The following is a 15,962-nucleotide window of genomic DNA, read 5'->3' on the forward strand; positions in this document are numbered from 1 at the left end:
AAGTAGGTGTTTGGATACATCTACTTTTTTGTTTTATACAATTAGGAGGGATTTATAATGGACTTTTTAGAGGTAATTAAAGAGTTGAATTTGGATTTATCAGTTTGTCATACGCCAATAGATATACTGTTCTTTAATGAACGTGTTATGGAAGGGAAAAGTTTTTATAACGTTGGGTATGGAGATTTGTTTCTTAAAGGTGAAATGGATCTTGACGAGATTTTAGAAATGGAGGTTGACGAAATTTTTGCTCGTAAGATATTTGCGAATTATGAATTTCATAAAGATAGAGCAAGTTTACCTCATTGGGATGAGTTTGCTCCGTTGTTAAGTGGACGGTTAGAATACCTTAAAAATAGGAAAGACTTTGCTATGAATGAAGCTAACTATGTAGTTATGAAAGCAATTTTAAATTCAAAATGTACAAGTCTTCCTTTATGGGAAGGGGTAGTTGATAAATATTATTTATTAACTTTGCTATCCATTATAGAATGGTCACCATATTTCACGAGTGTTGGTGGATGGGGAAGAGATGACACAATCTTATCTATTGCGGTAGATAATGATTTTGTTTCTTCCGATATAGAAATACTTTTACCAGTAGAGGAAACTGAAAAGCTAATTTATGAACTCGATGAAATAGGTGCACTTAGTTATCAGAAAGTAAAAGAATGGATTGAAAATAGTAAACAGCTCTATGAGAAAAAAGATAAAGAAATTGAACAGAAATTTAAAACGTTTTGGTTGAAATAATAGAAGGTTGTGAGTAATCGGTGCTAGACAAAACAGCAATTGGAAAACGAATTGAACAAATCAAAAATACTCATATTCCACCTCTAAGCTATAGTGAATTCGGAACGAGACTTAAGAATAAGGATGGGAAGGTAATTTCGAAAGGCACAGTAAACTCATGGGTAAGGGGATTTGGAATCCCAGTACATGAAGTTATTGAACAAATTGCACGTATAGGTGGAGTTACAACAGAATGGATCTACACAGGAAAGGAAATGTCGAAATTATTATGCGAGGTTTGTAAGGAAGAACTAATAATTGAATCAAATAATAATTTAGTGTGTCCAATATGTAGTTCTAAATTTAAACTAATCAAATTATAGGGGGATTAATGATGGATAAAAAAGTTTATTCTTCAATCGTTTAGACCGTTAGATTTAGTCGGAATGAAGAAAATATAAGAATACATGCAGAGAGGTGAAACGTATGAACTGGGAAGAAATATCAAAACAACCAGGGTTAAGCGAAGATTTTATTATGGAAAATAGAGATAATGTGGATTGGATTGAAATTTATGTGCATCAAACTTTTTCAGAGTCATTCATAGAGAAACACTTTGATTCGTTAGATAAAAATATGATTATAAGAAATCAAAAGTTATCGCTTTCCATGATAGAAAAATACCAACATCTAGAAAATTTTTGGGGGAATTTATCTTGTAATAAACATGTAACGGAAGATATATTGGAAAAATTCATTGATGAGTGGGATTGGGAAAGAGTTGGTTGTTACATTCCATTAAGTGAAACATTCATTCATGCACATAAGGATAAATTAGACTGGAATTACATTTTAGGTGAACAAAAGCTGTCTCTATCTTTTATTCAACAATATGAAAAAACAGGAGAAATAAATTTTGATATTTTATCAATGAATCGATATTTAACAGAAGATAGTATTGATTATTATTTTGAAAAATTAGATTGGATTGGCATATCAGGGCTTAATGCATTTTCTTTCCCTATGGTAAAGAAATATATTCAACATATCAATCTTAAGGAGTTAAATTATAATGAAAATTGTTCGTTTACCGCAGAAGAATGGGAAGAAATCAAACGATTAAAAGGAGAATAAATATTAAATAGTTATATAAGGAGAGATGAGAAATGAAATGTAAGGTGTTTTATTCAATTGTTTCGACTGTTAGATTTAGTCGGAATGAAGAAAATAGAAGGATAATTGAAGAATACATACAGAAAGGTGAAACGCATTTTCTAACAAGAGAAGATGATTATGGTGATTGTTTCGAAGTTGATCTTGAAAAAATAATAAATGAAGAAGTAAATGAAAATTGGATACTCGAAACGGTTATTGATTTTGCTAAGAAATATAAAATTACAGAGTTTGAATTATGGAAAAAGCATGAGAGTGATTCTACTTATGACAAAGGTTTTGGAATTGCAATTGAGGGATCAATGGAAAATCCAATTATAAAATTTAAAGAAGTTTATGCGGGGTCATTACAAGATTGGAATTTATCCTGGAGCAAAGGGAAGAAAAGTTACGAAAAAATATACTTCAAATTAGCGTTGTAATAATAGAAAGGTAGTGTGTAATATGTCTCAAAATAATTTTTATATGATTGATCATGTTGACCAAGTAAAGAATGAGGTTCATCTAAGTAAATATTTATTTAATAAGCAAGTTATCGTAAAAGTTTCTGAAGAAGAAGCGGCAGCCTATGTCGAGTTTATGCAAGGAGCAGCGGAACATGATAGTTTACCATTTGTTAAATATGATGAAGAAAGAGGGTTAATTTGCGAATGACCTACACAAAAAAGAAATATACACCTAAGACAAAAGAGCAAATTAAAGAAGAAACACAAGAAATCATGGACAAGGTTCTTACCGATATTACGAAGTACTATGAATCCACTGAAGATATGATCGAGTTGGCTGAATTCATGGCGAAGTTTAGTAATTATTCTCCTAAAAACATGCAGTTGATTAGGTCGCAATTTGAAAGTGCGTATGCATGTGCGAATTTTAAAGCGTTTAAAGATGCTGGATTCCATGTGAATAAGGGTGAAAAAGCAATGAAGGTTTTTCATCCTTATATAAAGGAATATGTGAGAGATCCAAAGACAAAATTAGCAATTCCGCTAAAAAATTTAACAGAGGAACAAAAGAAACAGGTGAAAAGTGGAGAATTTAAAGTAGAAAAACAAACAAGTTATTACTTGAAAGCTACAGCGTTTGATATTTCGCAAACAAATGCTACACCTGAGGATTTGCCTAAAATATTCCCGAATCGTCAGTTTGATTTTGAAGTAAATGAAGAGAATAAAGAGTTATTAAAGATTGGTATTCATGCATTAGCTGAGAAAGAAAATATTAAAATTAAAGATATGGGACAAGGCGCATTGATTAAAGAATTAGGGACTATACATGGCGCATATGTTGAAGTAGCAGGTTCATCTTTTGCTCAAATTGTGATGAATACAAGGAACACTGAGACAAATGAATTATCTGTTGCAATTCATGAATTAGCTCATGCGAAGTTACACAATAAAAAGGTTGCTTCACTAGAACATGCCCCTACAGAAGAGTTTGAAGCGGAGCTAACATCTTATATTGTGTGCAAACATTATGGTATGGATACAAGAGAAGCAACAGTACCTTATATCGCTCAATGGACAAAAAACGGACAGGATATAGAAGAGAAAGATAAATCCATTATGCGTGTTCATGAAACAGCAAGTAGCTTTATAAATACAATCGACAAGAAGATATCTGAATTGCAAAGAGAGAGCGAAAAGAATAGGGAACAAGATAATGGTGATATAAAAGGTCAATCTAATTCTGAAGAACAACAGAATAAGGTTGACTATTTTTTATCTAATAAAACGGAAAAAGATGTAGATGCAGCCGCTATAAAACAGCAAGAAACAAGAAGGATTGCACGTATGGCATACATGCAACAAATGGAGAGGTAAGAGGACACCTTAATAGGTGTTCTTTTTTATTTTAAATTTCAACTAATAAGGAGAAGAGAAAAAATGATAGATAACCATGAAGTAGTAACAGACATTCAACAAAAAACAGCTCTAGAAATTGAAGAGAAATTAGGTATTGATTTAGACAAGCACTGGGAGAATTACGAAATTCAACTGTCTGAAGACAATCGAGTAATCGAAGAAGTTCATCCTGATATGCGTTTGAGTTTAGGGGAATTATTATCTGTTGTAAATAGATGTGGAACGGAAAAAGAAATGGAAAACTTCAATCAAATTGCAGATTACCTTGAACCGTATTATGAAGCTGAACTTATTCAAGGAGAATTCTATGATACGCCAATTGCGAAAGTTTCAACAGATAGACAACAAAATATGAAAGTGGAGTGCCTATCTGAATATGTATCAGACAGTGACATTGAATTTAATTTTAACCATTCTGTATTTGAAGCAGTTAATCATATCAATCATTCAATTACTAAATCACACAAAGAAATTATGAATGGTGATGTGGAGTATCAAGGGCTTTATCCTGTAAATGAAGATATGGTTATTTACTGTGAATCGACAGGGAAACCTTTGCAGCAGGATGAAGCTGCTTATCATTTTGAGGGGTATGGATATGTGGTGGCAGAAGAGGTGAGTACTGAAGAAGTAGAGAGCAAAGATGCTTATTATACAACAATCGGCTACGAAGATGTTGAAGAAAAGCGCCTTGCTCCTATTCGTTTTATTGAGGAACAAAAGATTGAAGATGGAGAAGTTCATTTCAATCCAGTAGAAGAGATTGTAAATGACCACAAAACCAAAACAGAAGAAGTCTTTCAAATGGAATCCGCTAAAATGGTGGGTTCGGTAATGAAAGAGCATGGCGCTATAGAGGTACAAGAATCAAAAACCATCCCTGAAGTTGCAAAGCGATATGTTGGGAAGGATACAGTCCATGAGGAAGAACAACAGCAAATATTGCAAACAAGGGAACAGGCAAGAAAACATTATATGATGAAACACATGCTTGGTCGGGATTATTAATATAAGAAAGTGGGATAACAAATGAAGTATAAAACGCATCTGACAACAAGCCTAGCGGTCGCCCTGCCTGTCTTGGTATCAACTGGCAACCTTATGGTTGGGAATGTTATAGCGGTTAGTTTTGGGGCTTTGTTGCCTGATATAGATGAACAACATTCATGGATTGGCAGAAGAACTCGTGGAGTATCGGACTTAATGAATATGGTATTTGGTCATAGAGGAATCACTCATTCACTATTTGGTTTAGTGCTTGTGTTGATTCCTATTTTATTTGCAGTCGGGATGACACCATTGACCCTTACGAATGGTATGTGCATCCTTGCAGGATACTTTCTACATTTAGTGGAAGACAGTTTCTCTAAAAAAGGAATTAAGTGGCTGCTGCCATTATCCAATAGAAATTTTCAAAGCGGATTCCATGTTTTTTACTACAGCTATAACGGTATAGCGGAAAAAATGATTCTAATGATTAGTACGATCGTAGTCATTTATGAACTGTATTCGTATGGAATGGCAAGTTTTCAACTTGGAACTTCAGGTATTTTAGAATCCTTTAAAGCGTTATTTAGTTAAAGCAGAACAAATACAAATATAAATAAATCGAAAAAGACCATGTGAAAAAATGCATGGTCTTTTTTTAATGGAGGAATTTTCATGGAACAACAAAAGAAGAATACCAAAAGATATACGGAAGAAGAAATTGAAAAGGCAACATCTCTTGATATTGTGGATTATTGTATGCAAAACGATATCCCTGTAAAGTCTGACAGTGAACGTTATTACCGTTTAGCGGAACACGATAGCTTAATCATTGATAGGAAGAAAAATCAGTTCTACTGGAATAGTAGAGGGGTTAACGGGAATATTATTAAGTTTGTACAGGAGGTAGAAGATGCTTCGTTCCCTGGGGCGATGCAGCGATTACTGGACGGAGAACAGGACTATGAAAAAGCTTCAGAAGTTACATTTGTGAGTGAGCCTTATGATTATGAGCATTTCGAACAAAAAGAAGTATCTCTATTTGATAGAGCAAGGGAATATCTGACTGAGGAAAGAAAGATTGATCCGCAAGTTGTAGATGCATTGCATAAAAAAGGACTCATTAAGCAAGATAAGTACAACAATGTATTGTTCCTTTGGAAAGACCGTGAAACGGGAGCGGTAATGGGTGGATCAGAGCAAGGAGTTGTAAAATCGGATAAATACAAACGTGGGGCGTGGAAAAGTATACAAAAAAACTCTACGGCTAACTATGGTTTTAATGTATTAAACGGTGAACCGCGGAACTTGAAATTTTATGAGTCAGATATAGACCTTTTGAGCTATGCCACATTACATAAGCATAATTTAAAAGATACTCATTTAATTAGTATGGAGGGGCTTAAACCACAAGTAGTATTTAATTATTATATGAAGGCTTGTGAGCGAATTGGTGATGTTCCTGATACTCTTTCGCTGTGTGTAGATAATGATAAAGCAGGAAAGGCATTTGTAGAGAGATTGATACATTTTCGATATGAAAAAAATGATGGAAGCATAGTTGCGTTTAAACCTGAATATCCGCAAGCGCCGTCTGAAGAGAAAAAATGGGATTGGAACGATGAATGCAAGCGAGTAGCCAATCAACGAGAACAAGGAAGACGTACAGCTTATTTACAACAAATGGGCAGAGAGAGATAAATAATCGAAATGTAATTTTAAAATGTGTGAAATGAAGTTGAAAATGTTGATTTTTATTAGTAAACCGCATATAATAAAGGTACAAAATTAGAGTAACCTTACTTTAGTAGGTGCGAAAAAATTGGTGTAACTCTACCGTAGTGAGTACCAAAAAATTGGTGTAGCCTTACCGTAGTAGGCGCTAAAAAAGAATTTTAAAAGTAGGGAGAGTTTTCTTCCTACTTTTTTTGTTTCTAGGGGGAGAAGAAAGTTGGCTAATAAAGATAATCCTAAATTTTACACCATTTCAACTGAATATATAGATTATTTAAGAGAAACGGATAGTAAAGTACCTTTTAATAAAGATGAACAGCATAGTAGACCGTATGTAGGTGTATTGGAAAAAATCAATGGTCATGATTATTTTGTACCTTTGACATCACGTAACGATAAAAATTTTAATAGTCAGGTCAGTGTAAAATTATTCGATAATGATGAGAAGCGAATTGGGGTTTTATTGGTCAATAACATGATTCCAGTCCCAGAAAAAGAGTGTAACGAAATTGATATAGCAGAAAAAACAGCAGCAGACCCTCAGTATGGTAATTTGATGTTAAAACAGTATTTATTTTTAAAAGAAAATATGGATCGAGTTACTAATAAGGTGGAAAAAGTATATAAAGATGTAACTGTACAAGGAAAGCCTTCGCATAAACAGAAATTCTTAAAAGGAGTTTGTTGTGATTTCACTAAATTAGAAGAAAAATGCCAAGAATATAAAGGCAGAGATCAAGCTAAAGAAAGAGATAAAGCTAGAAGAATGGCATATATGCGTCAAATGGGGCGCGAGAGATAAAAAAACAAAATAAAAGATGTTAATTCAACAAAAACAATATATAATTAGTATATATCAATTCAGCGGAGTTCTTTTTCTGTTTCACCTCCGTAATGATATAAATGAAAAGAAATAGGGACATATTCAGCGGAGTTCTTACTCGTTCACCTTCGTAATGATATAAAATAAAAGAACGATGATTAAATAAGAATTGTAAAAGCAGGAGAATTATTCTTCCTGCTTTTTTTTGTTTGTTAGAGATTGTTTGAAGGGCGACATAGCGATATGTTGCTCTTTTTTTGTTAGATCGTAGGAATCATAGCGCTATGTTATTTGTTTTTCACTAAAAAATTATAAATGAGAGGAAGTAATACACATGACTACATTAATTATTGCGGAGAAACCATCACAAGCGAAAGCATACACGGAAGCATTCCCGAAAGCAGAGAAGAAGGATGGATACTTTTCTATTGCGCCTTGTTCCTTAATGCCCAATGGAGCGAATATTACATGGGGATACGGGCATTTAGTGGAGTTGAAAGCACCACAAGACTATAAAGCGGAGTGGGGACAATGGGATATGTCACAATTGCCGATTTTACCGGATCGCTACGGATATAAAGTATCAGCTGATAAAAGAAAGCAGTTCAACATTGTAAAGAAACTAATGAAAGAAGCGGATTGTATTACAATCGCAACAGATATTGATAGAGAGGGCGAAGCGATCGCACGTTTAATCATTCAAGAAGCGGGCTGTTCATCTAAAAAAATGAAACGTCTTTGGATTAATAGTTTAGAAGTTGATGAAATAAAAAAGGGATTCCAGAACTTGAAGGAAGGCTCGGAGTTTGAGAGTATGTTTGCTGAAGCACAGGCTCGGCAAATTAGTGATTGGGCAATTGGTATGAATGCAAGCCGATTATATACGCTGTTATTACGTCAAAAAGGCGTACAAGGTGTTTACAGCGTTGGGCGTGTTCAAACCCCTGTTTTATGTCTCATTAACCAACGGCAGCAGGATATTAAAAACTTTAAGCCATCCCCTTTCTTTGAATTAGAAGGGCAATTTAAAGGGATGAATGGAACATATAAGGGAAGATACAAAGAGCGATTCCAAACAAAAAACGAAGTGGAATTGCTACTGAAGAAACATCAGCTGTCTGAAGGCGGGAATCAGCAAGGAGCGGTTAAATCCGTGGAAGTAAAGCCGAAGAAACAAGAAGCGCCAAAGTTGTTCTCTCTTTCTTCCCTACAGGCTTTAGCGAACAAAAAGTACAAGTATTCACCAGCTGATACGCTGAAAATTGTCCAAGAGTTATACGAAGCAAAACTTGTGACCTATCCAAGAACAGACTGTAATTTCATTACAGAAAATGAATTTGCTTATTTGGTACGAAACCTAGAGGGATATCAATCTATTGTAGGAGTGTCCTTCCAACCAAAATCATTAGAGCCGAATAAACGCTACGTCGATAATCAAAAAGTACAGGAGCACTATGCCGTTATAGCGACTAAAAATGTTCCTTCGAAACAAAAGGTAGATCAATTAACGGACAAGCAGCGCAACTTGTATATGGAAGTGTTAAAAAGTGTGTTAGGAATGTTCCATGCGCCTTACGAATATGAGGAAACGATTATTACAACAGATATGAATGGATTGGAATTTACGACAAAAGGAAAAGCGGAAAAAGTGTTAGGTTGGAAAGAACTATACAAAGCGGATCAGCCTAGCGAAGAAGAAAGCGAAGACAGGGAATCCCTCCTTCCTGTAGTGCAAAAAGGCGAGCTTGTACAAGGGAAGATGCAAACGAAAGAGGGTATTACAACACCACCAAAGCCCTATACAGAGGGGCAACTCATTACATTAATGAAAACGTGCGGTGCTTCAGTAGAGGATGAAGAAAGTAAAAGCATCCTAAAAGAAGTAGAGGGACTTGGTACGGAAGCAACACGAGCTGGCATTATTGAAACGCTCAAAAAACAAGAATATATAGAAGTGAAAAAGAATAAGGTGACAGTTACACCGAAAGGTGAAATTCTTTGCGAAGCCGTGGACGGCACGTTATTAGCGAAGCCCGAAATGACAGCGCAATGGGAAGGGTATTTGCGTAAAATCGGGAAGAAACAAGGCTCTAAAGAGGTATTTGTTGCGAAGACAGGGGAATTCACTAAGCAGCTGATCGTAAATGCTACGAAGTCGATTGGTGAGCTTCAGATAGATAGCAAAGTACAAGAAATGAAAACGAAGGATTCCGTAGGGAAATGCCCGAAATGTGGCAAAGACATAGCGAATCGCAAAACGTTTTACGGCTGTACAGGTTATAAAGAAGGTTGCAAATTCTCTCTTCCGAGCGAATTTTTAACGAAGAAAATAAGCGAAGCAAACGTTAAAAAATTATTAACGGGTAAGAAAACAGGATTGATTAAAGGAATGAAAGGGAAATCAGGCAAAGAATTTGATGCGTATTTGAAGCTCGATTCTAGCGGAAAGATCACATTTGAATTTGCAAGTAAGAAGTAAGAGGGGGAGAAATAAATAAAAAACTGCAACAGAAGTTGCAGTTTTTTATTTAAAGTAAATTCAGAAATGCATCTACTAATGTAGATGTTCCTAGTAATATAGAAATGATTTTTTCGAAGTTACATGAAAACTTGATTTCTACATTGTCTTTACTTTTTTTGAAATAGAAATTAATCATTTTTTTCTCCTTTGCTCTACTTCTTAGTTAAAAGTAGGGTAAAGGTATAATATTTTCGCAAAAAAATGTTTTTATTACTTAATACACCGTATAACGTCATTATACTGAGGAAAAGTATGGTAGTCAATGGAATACAATGATTTTTTCTATATGTAGATTATGTGAAGAATCACACCATCTACATATAGAAAAATTGTTTTGGGTTAGGGAGTTTTAATGTATTGAGAAGTGTATTTTAATCACGAAACATACAACTGTAATACGTAAGGAGGGAATAAAGTTGAATATAAAAAGAGTAGTAGAAAAGGGAAAGTGGGTGTTAATGACGACTGGGCTTACTATCGTGTCCAGTCTTTTTTTTTCCTATATAAAGAGCTATTTCGGAATTGATACAGGTAATACAGAGCAGGTAAATACAAAAGTGGAATTGAATATCTTCTATTTAATTGTTCCTCTATTAATTGCTCCTGTAATTGAAGAATGGATTTTCAGAAAGATTCTACCGTTTGGAATAGAAAAACTGTTTGAACGAATCAATCGTACAACAGCGATTGTCATTGCTAATGGTATCTTTGCAGCCGTGCATTTTGATTGGTTCTTCTTCCCTTACTTTGTGAATGGTTGCTTATATGCATGGAGTTATGAAAAGACTAGGGACATAAAAGTGCCAATAGTAGCACATGTTGCATTTAATTCATTTGTATTTTTGGCTACAAATCTACATTAAAAAATTACACATTTACACATTTACACATGTGTAAATGTGTAATTTTTTTGAAGAACAACGATTGTGCAACACTATATTAGTCTTGATTTGAAACGTTTCGTTATGTATATAAGAACATGGAAAGTGTGAATTGCTATTGTTTTGTATGTATTAAATTATCATAGCGCTATACGAGGTATTTGTAATAGTTAATTACAATATTTTTTAGGTTAGTAAAGGAAATGCTAAAAACAATGATATGTAAGAGTAGTTATGTTTGGAACATATTTTATTGGTTAAAACTATATATAAAATAATCCAATTTCATTTTGAAAGTAATTTGTTTTTAGGAATATTTTGTATCAGCCCTCTTTGATATGGTGGAGATACGTGTCACTCACAGCATTAAACAGCTATAGTTCCAATAAAGCATCGCTTTGATATGGTTTTATGAGATACAAAATTACTATGAAGATGCTATAGTTCTAAAAGAAAAATCGCTATGATATGGTCGAGAAAGCATCATCCATTTCGATGTCAGGGCTATAGTTCCGAAAGGGAAATCGCTATGATATGGTATACGCGATGTGAACCGATAGAGAACATGTGCTATAGTTCCAAAAGAACCAACGCTATGATATGGACTATATAATGAGTCAACGTGTAACAAATTTGCTATAGTTCCAAAAGAAAAATCGCTAAGAGATATGGTTAAATTAGAGAAAACACCATCGTTAAATGAGCTATAGTTCTAAAAGAACCAACGCTATGATATGGTATGAATAGACTTCACAAGATTGTATATACAGCTATAGTTCCAAAAGAACCGACGCTATGATATGGTAATGATTCGTTTCCATTACACAGATAAAGAGCTATAGTTTCAAAATATGCTATGGTAGATTGTACTCTTGTAGATTACCTGGTACAGCTATAATTCTCAAAGAACCAGCGCTATGCTATGGTTCAGTTCTTGGACAAGCCTATAATGTTTTAGCTATAGTTCCAAAAGAACCAACGCTATGCTATGGTTGTAACAGGAAGTGCAATATCTGCTTGGGAAGCTATAGTTCCCTAAGAAAAATCGCTATGATATGGTCGTTACACTCATAATCTTCCTCTTCCATATGCTATAGTTCCAAAAGAACCAATGCTATGATATGGTAGATGTCGAAAAAAACCTTGTCACTAGAGGGTTAGACAAGGTTTTTTTATTTGAAAAAGAGGGAGTTCAATTGTTTAGAATGTGATTTTTTTCTTTTTAAAATAAAGTAAGCCACACCCTTTTGGTTACCATTCTATATCGCCATCCCCATGCGTTTTTCTTCCTTTATTTTTGTATAATGTCCAAGTACATCTACTTGGTATTTCTCAAACAATAGCAATTGCTTGGAACCTACATTTGCTATAACACTACCATCGTGTGTTTCAACAGTAATCCCCGCAGTTCCACTATGAACACCTTTAAAATATCCTGTGAGTGAGGGAAGTAATACCTCTTTTTTCGATACAGTTGTTCTAGCTTTAATTGTTTTGTTTTTTGAGGGGACAATTTGAATTAGATCATTGGGAAAAAGACTAAATAAAAAAGTAAAGCTAGAATCAATGGTTGTCCAATCCTCATATCCTTTTCCAGCTGTAATTGCTTTTTGAGGTAAGATGTTTTTCATAAGATCAATTGTATAAATGGGAATTAAATAGTACTTTTCCTCTTTTTTAAATACATCAGTACGAGCAATTTTACTATTATATACGACGCCTTTTCCTTGGTTAACAGGATTAACAATGGTTCTTGTATCCATTATTTTAATAGATTTTATAAGTGGTCCAATTTCTCCTGATTTTGTAGGTTTGTATAAGGGTTCTTGGAATGATTTACGTTTATCTTTTTCATGACTTAAATAACGTTCTTTGATGGCATTATACGTATATAAATCAGTTTCTTTTCCATACATGGGAAAATCACCATTGGCATCAAAAGGAATATCTTCTAATTTTGTTTTTATTGCGGTTAACACTTTTCCTTTTTCATTATAACCAAGGAATTTTCGAATCGTTTCTTGATGTAATTCACCAGTAATAGAGCGCTTGGGCATCCTTGAAACGAAGATAGGTTGAATGTCGGATAAATTGACATCGGCGTAATTTTTAAAATGAATTCCCTTTAAATATTGCTGGGTATTTGGAGAAATCCTTGCTTCTAATTCTAAACGAAATCCTTCCCAAGGTTCAGGAAACGGCAGCCGTTTGGCTTGAAGATTTCTATTTAACTCCTTTAACTTATAATATTTTGTTACTCGTTGAATCATGTGATCGGATGTGACAGCAACGATTACCGCATCTAAAGCATGATGAATATGTCCCTCTTTCCGGTCTTTGTTAAATCCCCATCTACTACGCAAATGAGATGTTATAATTCCACTAACTGTACGAACCTTTTTTTTACTAGAGCTTTCAGAGAATATGAGGTGTTGTTGAATAAAGGATGTTAGATATATGGTGGCATAACGGGTATCATTGAGATTGCGTTCAATAAATTCTTGTTCTCTTGCATATGAAAAATTTTGTAAAAGTAATTTTTGTTGTTTCTTAAAGTTAATTTTTTTATTTGACTGTACTCTTGTTTCAAATTCATCCCAAATTGAAGTATTCCCCATGTATTCATAAGGGGTTTTGTTTGCTTTACGCTGATTTTCTGTTCCTAGTGTTAATGTTTTGTTGTTATAGCTGTCATCTAAGCTACGGCTATAAGGGAGTATGTGATCTACTTCCGTATAACCTTCTTCAAATAATCGATGTGGTTCAATGTATTTTCCAGAATACATACATCTACCATCTTGCTCACTCCAAAGTTTAAATTTCACAATATTTATTCCTGAGGGGTTAATGTTTCCCAATTCTTTTAACTTATGAATGGCGTGTTCATTCTTTTTAGAGTTATCTTGGTACCTACTATCTATTTCTTTTCTTTCTTGGAATGTTTTTGATAGTTCTCTTGCAGTTTCGATATGGATTGCGTTTGGAGAACCATATTTTTTTATAATGGCATTTATAACTTTTCTTGTTTGTGAAAGAGCACGATGTACAACAGGATTTGTATTTTGAGGGATAACAGGCAGATACTTTGTTCTTTCTGTGTAGGATGTGCCCTTAAAGTTATATCCTGCCTTCTCACACGCTTTATCGTATGATAGACCTTCTTCTAAAAAAGGAATAGTATTTTTTAAAGCTTTAAATGATAAATGTCCCATTTTTGTGAAATTTATATTTAATAATGCCTGAATAAATGTGTCATCGTAGGTTTTTTTAGCTAAATTCTTTATAGGTTTTCCTTTTGCATTTACATACTTATTTTGTAAATATTCTAGGATATCTTTATCATCTTTAAAGATAGTTAGTCCATATGCAATTGTATCGTAATCTATAGGTAATAAATTTGGGGTGTTCTTTCCATAAACTTGTTTATATACCTTGTTAATAGAGTGATATTCCTTGAGTTCTATACATCTTTTATTCTCTAACGTAGTATCTACTGTATCAGCTGAATATGATAGACTATTAAATTGAAATTCGTTAGGAATGGATAGTAATTTTCGGATATCAATGTATTTAACAATAGGTTTTTCAAGTGCTAGATTCATAATTTGTTTCTTTTCTTCAAAAGAAAGTTCCTCTATCTTGTCTTTACTAATCAGTCGGAGGTTGTTTATGGTTTGCAGCGCTACAAAATATTGGAATGACCAAGAAGCTTTAGGCGTTCTTTTTTCTTTAGGCTCTAAGGTACAGTAACCAATCATTTTTTCAATTTGATCTTTAGAAGCATAGGGACGTTGAGATGCCCAGATTTCTAAGTAGCTACTTTCAAATTCCTCTGTTGCATAATCGTTTTTGTACAAACGTTGTGTATGGAATATCATTTGTATTTCATCTTGAAGTTGTTGACGAGTAACAGTTCCGATATAAGTACCATCCTTATTTCTTTTATGGTTTTCAAACTTTTTATCCTTTAGAATCATTTCTCCAACAGTTCTATAATTTTGTTGCTCCATGATCTGTTGATTTTCTGAAATGCTCTCTAAGATTTGTCCGTTTTCTGAGAGAGTGGTTTCGTTTCTATTAGATTTAAACCCTCTTCTTTTAGCAAGATGAATAAGAACTCTGGCAAACTCTTTTGGATGTAATTTGCGCTCTAGAGCATCTAAACGTAAGTTCCAAACATCGACTTCAGTAGCACTTTCATATAAATGGTTAAGTTCAGTCTTGGATAGTAAGCCTTGTTTTACTAAAAGTATCTTTATTCGTTGCATTCTATGTTTTTTACGGCGTAGGGTTCTCCTAGTAGAGCGAGCGTCACGCCTAGGTGCAGCCAACGATTTTCCGTCTTTTGGATTTTCAGCTTTATCAAAAATACGAACCCCTAAATCTTCAATTCTCTCTTTTTCTTGATTGATTACAGCCCAACCACAAGATGCGATTCCAATATCCAATCCTAATACATATCGCAATTACACAACCTCCTTCACGTTTCTCAAAATAAAAGCACCTTAGCCTTATGCTTAGGTGCTTTTCTCATGGGGAGAATATCCATACAGGATAAGGCGATCCCCAAACGCCACGGGTCATTGCCCTTACTATAGTAACGTAAGAAACATCGCTATGATATGATCCTTATGATTTCATTATTGACCCGTAAAATAAACTTTATACCTAGATAAACGTGTAATTATAAAAAATAAAGAGATTGGGAATAATGGTGATATGAATTTCATATGTAATATTTTACCGCTATAATCTATAATTCCATAAGAAACATTGCTATGATTTGATAAAAGAGTCTGAGAAGGATAAGCCTACGGAGTTATAGTTCCAAAGAAACATTGCTATGATCTGAAAAGATTAAACAAGGTATTAAAAACGACTATATTTCTATGAGAAATATTGCTATGCTATGATTTCGAAAATAACGCATTACAAGCCGAAGCCGCTATAGTTCCAAAAGAAATATTGCTATGCTTTGATCAGGTGAAATTGGCGGTCAGACGGTTATTAAGCTATAGTTCTAAGAGAAACATCGCTATGCTATGACTACAATCAACAACTTCAAAATGAAATTGATACTATAATTCCATAAGGAAAGTCTCTATGACATGGTTCCGTGATGTCTCACGAGTTGGCTAAAGTGGCTATAGTTCCAAAAGAAAAATTGCAATGCTATGATTTAAAGAGTCGCAAGTAAAATGGCTAACTAAGCTATAGTTCCAAAAGAAATATCCCAATGATATGGT

Annotated in this window: 13 protein-coding genes; 12 read left to right on the plus strand and 1 reads right to left on the minus strand. The window is 34.0% G+C overall.

All coding sequences use genetic code 11. The features are described 5' to 3' along the window. Positions 1–57 precede the first annotated feature (57 nt). The 12 genes from DN392_RS27935 to DN392_RS27990 all read left to right on the plus strand — a co-directional run bounded on the left by DN392_RS27935 (position 58) and on the right by DN392_RS27990 (position 10,698). Positions 58–753, plus strand: coding sequence for a hypothetical protein (locus tag DN392_RS27935; RefSeq protein WP_149238193.1), 696 nt, complete (start codon positions 58–60; stop codon positions 751–753). A 20-nt stretch (positions 754–773) separates the two neighbouring features. Continuing rightward, a complete protein-coding gene (locus tag DN392_RS27940) occupies positions 774–1,115 on the plus strand; it encodes a PALP domain-containing protein (RefSeq protein ID WP_098210661.1) in 342 nt (113 codons plus the stop codon). A 103-nt stretch (positions 1,116–1,218) separates the two neighbouring features. After that, complete coding sequence (locus DN392_RS27945; RefSeq protein ID WP_149238194.1) at positions 1,219–1,866, plus strand: hypothetical protein; 648 nt, start codon at positions 1,219–1,221, stop codon at positions 1,864–1,866. 32 nt (positions 1,867–1,898) lie between these two features. Continuing rightward, on the plus strand, positions 1,899–2,327 hold the full coding sequence (locus tag DN392_RS27950; RefSeq protein ID WP_149238195.1) for a DUF5514 family protein: 429 nt from the start codon (positions 1,899–1,901) through the stop codon (positions 2,325–2,327). Between the two features lie 22 nt (positions 2,328–2,349). Beyond that, complete coding sequence (locus DN392_RS27955) at positions 2,350–2,559, plus strand: DUF5511 family protein (protein ID WP_149238196.1); 210 nt, start codon at positions 2,350–2,352, stop codon at positions 2,557–2,559. Further along, the gene (locus tag DN392_RS27960) at positions 2,556–3,728 is read left to right on the plus strand and encodes an ArdC family protein (RefSeq protein WP_149238197.1); all 1,173 of its coding nucleotides are present in this window, start codon (positions 2,556–2,558) and stop codon (positions 3,726–3,728) included. The genes DN392_RS27955 and DN392_RS27960 overlap by 4 nt, the downstream gene beginning before the upstream one ends. Positions 3,729–3,791: 63 nt before the next feature. Further along, entirely contained in the window at positions 3,792–4,778 is a 987-nt protein-coding gene (locus DN392_RS27965; RefSeq protein WP_149238198.1) for a hypothetical protein, read from the plus strand. Between the two features lie 21 nt (positions 4,779–4,799). Further along, positions 4,800–5,351, plus strand: a complete 552-nt coding sequence (locus DN392_RS27970; protein ID WP_149238199.1) for a metal-dependent hydrolase — start codon at positions 4,800–4,802, stop codon at positions 5,349–5,351. A gap of 81 nt (positions 5,352–5,432) precedes the next feature. Further along, positions 5,433–6,458 carry a DUF3991 and TOPRIM domain-containing protein gene (locus tag DN392_RS27975; RefSeq protein ID WP_149238200.1) on the plus strand — a complete coding sequence of 342 codons (1,026 nt, stop codon included), beginning with the start codon at positions 5,433–5,435 and terminating at the stop codon, positions 6,456–6,458. A gap of 250 nt (positions 6,459–6,708) precedes the next feature. Continuing rightward, entirely contained in the window at positions 6,709–7,293 is a 585-nt protein-coding gene (locus DN392_RS27980; protein ID WP_098839622.1) for a type III toxin-antitoxin system ToxN/AbiQ family toxin, read from the plus strand. A 355-nt stretch (positions 7,294–7,648) separates the two neighbouring features. Then, positions 7,649–9,793: a type IA DNA topoisomerase gene (locus DN392_RS27985; protein WP_149238201.1), complete on the plus strand. Its 2,145-nt coding sequence runs from the start codon at positions 7,649–7,651 to the stop codon at positions 9,791–9,793. A 458-nt stretch (positions 9,794–10,251) separates the two neighbouring features. Then, positions 10,252–10,698, plus strand: coding sequence for a CPBP family intramembrane glutamic endopeptidase (locus tag DN392_RS27990; protein WP_098505330.1), 447 nt, complete (start codon positions 10,252–10,254; stop codon positions 10,696–10,698). A 1,277-nt stretch (positions 10,699–11,975) separates the two neighbouring features. On the opposite strand, the gene cas9 is transcribed toward DN392_RS27990, so the two are convergent. Continuing rightward, positions 11,976–15,182, minus strand: coding sequence for a type II CRISPR RNA-guided endonuclease Cas9 (cas9, locus tag DN392_RS27995; protein ID WP_149238202.1), 3,207 nt, complete (start codon positions 15,180–15,182; stop codon positions 11,976–11,978). Positions 15,183–15,962: the final 780 nt, after the last annotated feature.

The sequence above is a fragment of the Bacillus sp. BB51/4 genome, assembly GCF_008368845.1.
In the GTDB taxonomy this organism is placed as follows: domain Bacteria; phylum Bacillota; class Bacilli; order Bacillales; family Bacillaceae_G; genus Bacillus_A; species Bacillus_A wiedmannii.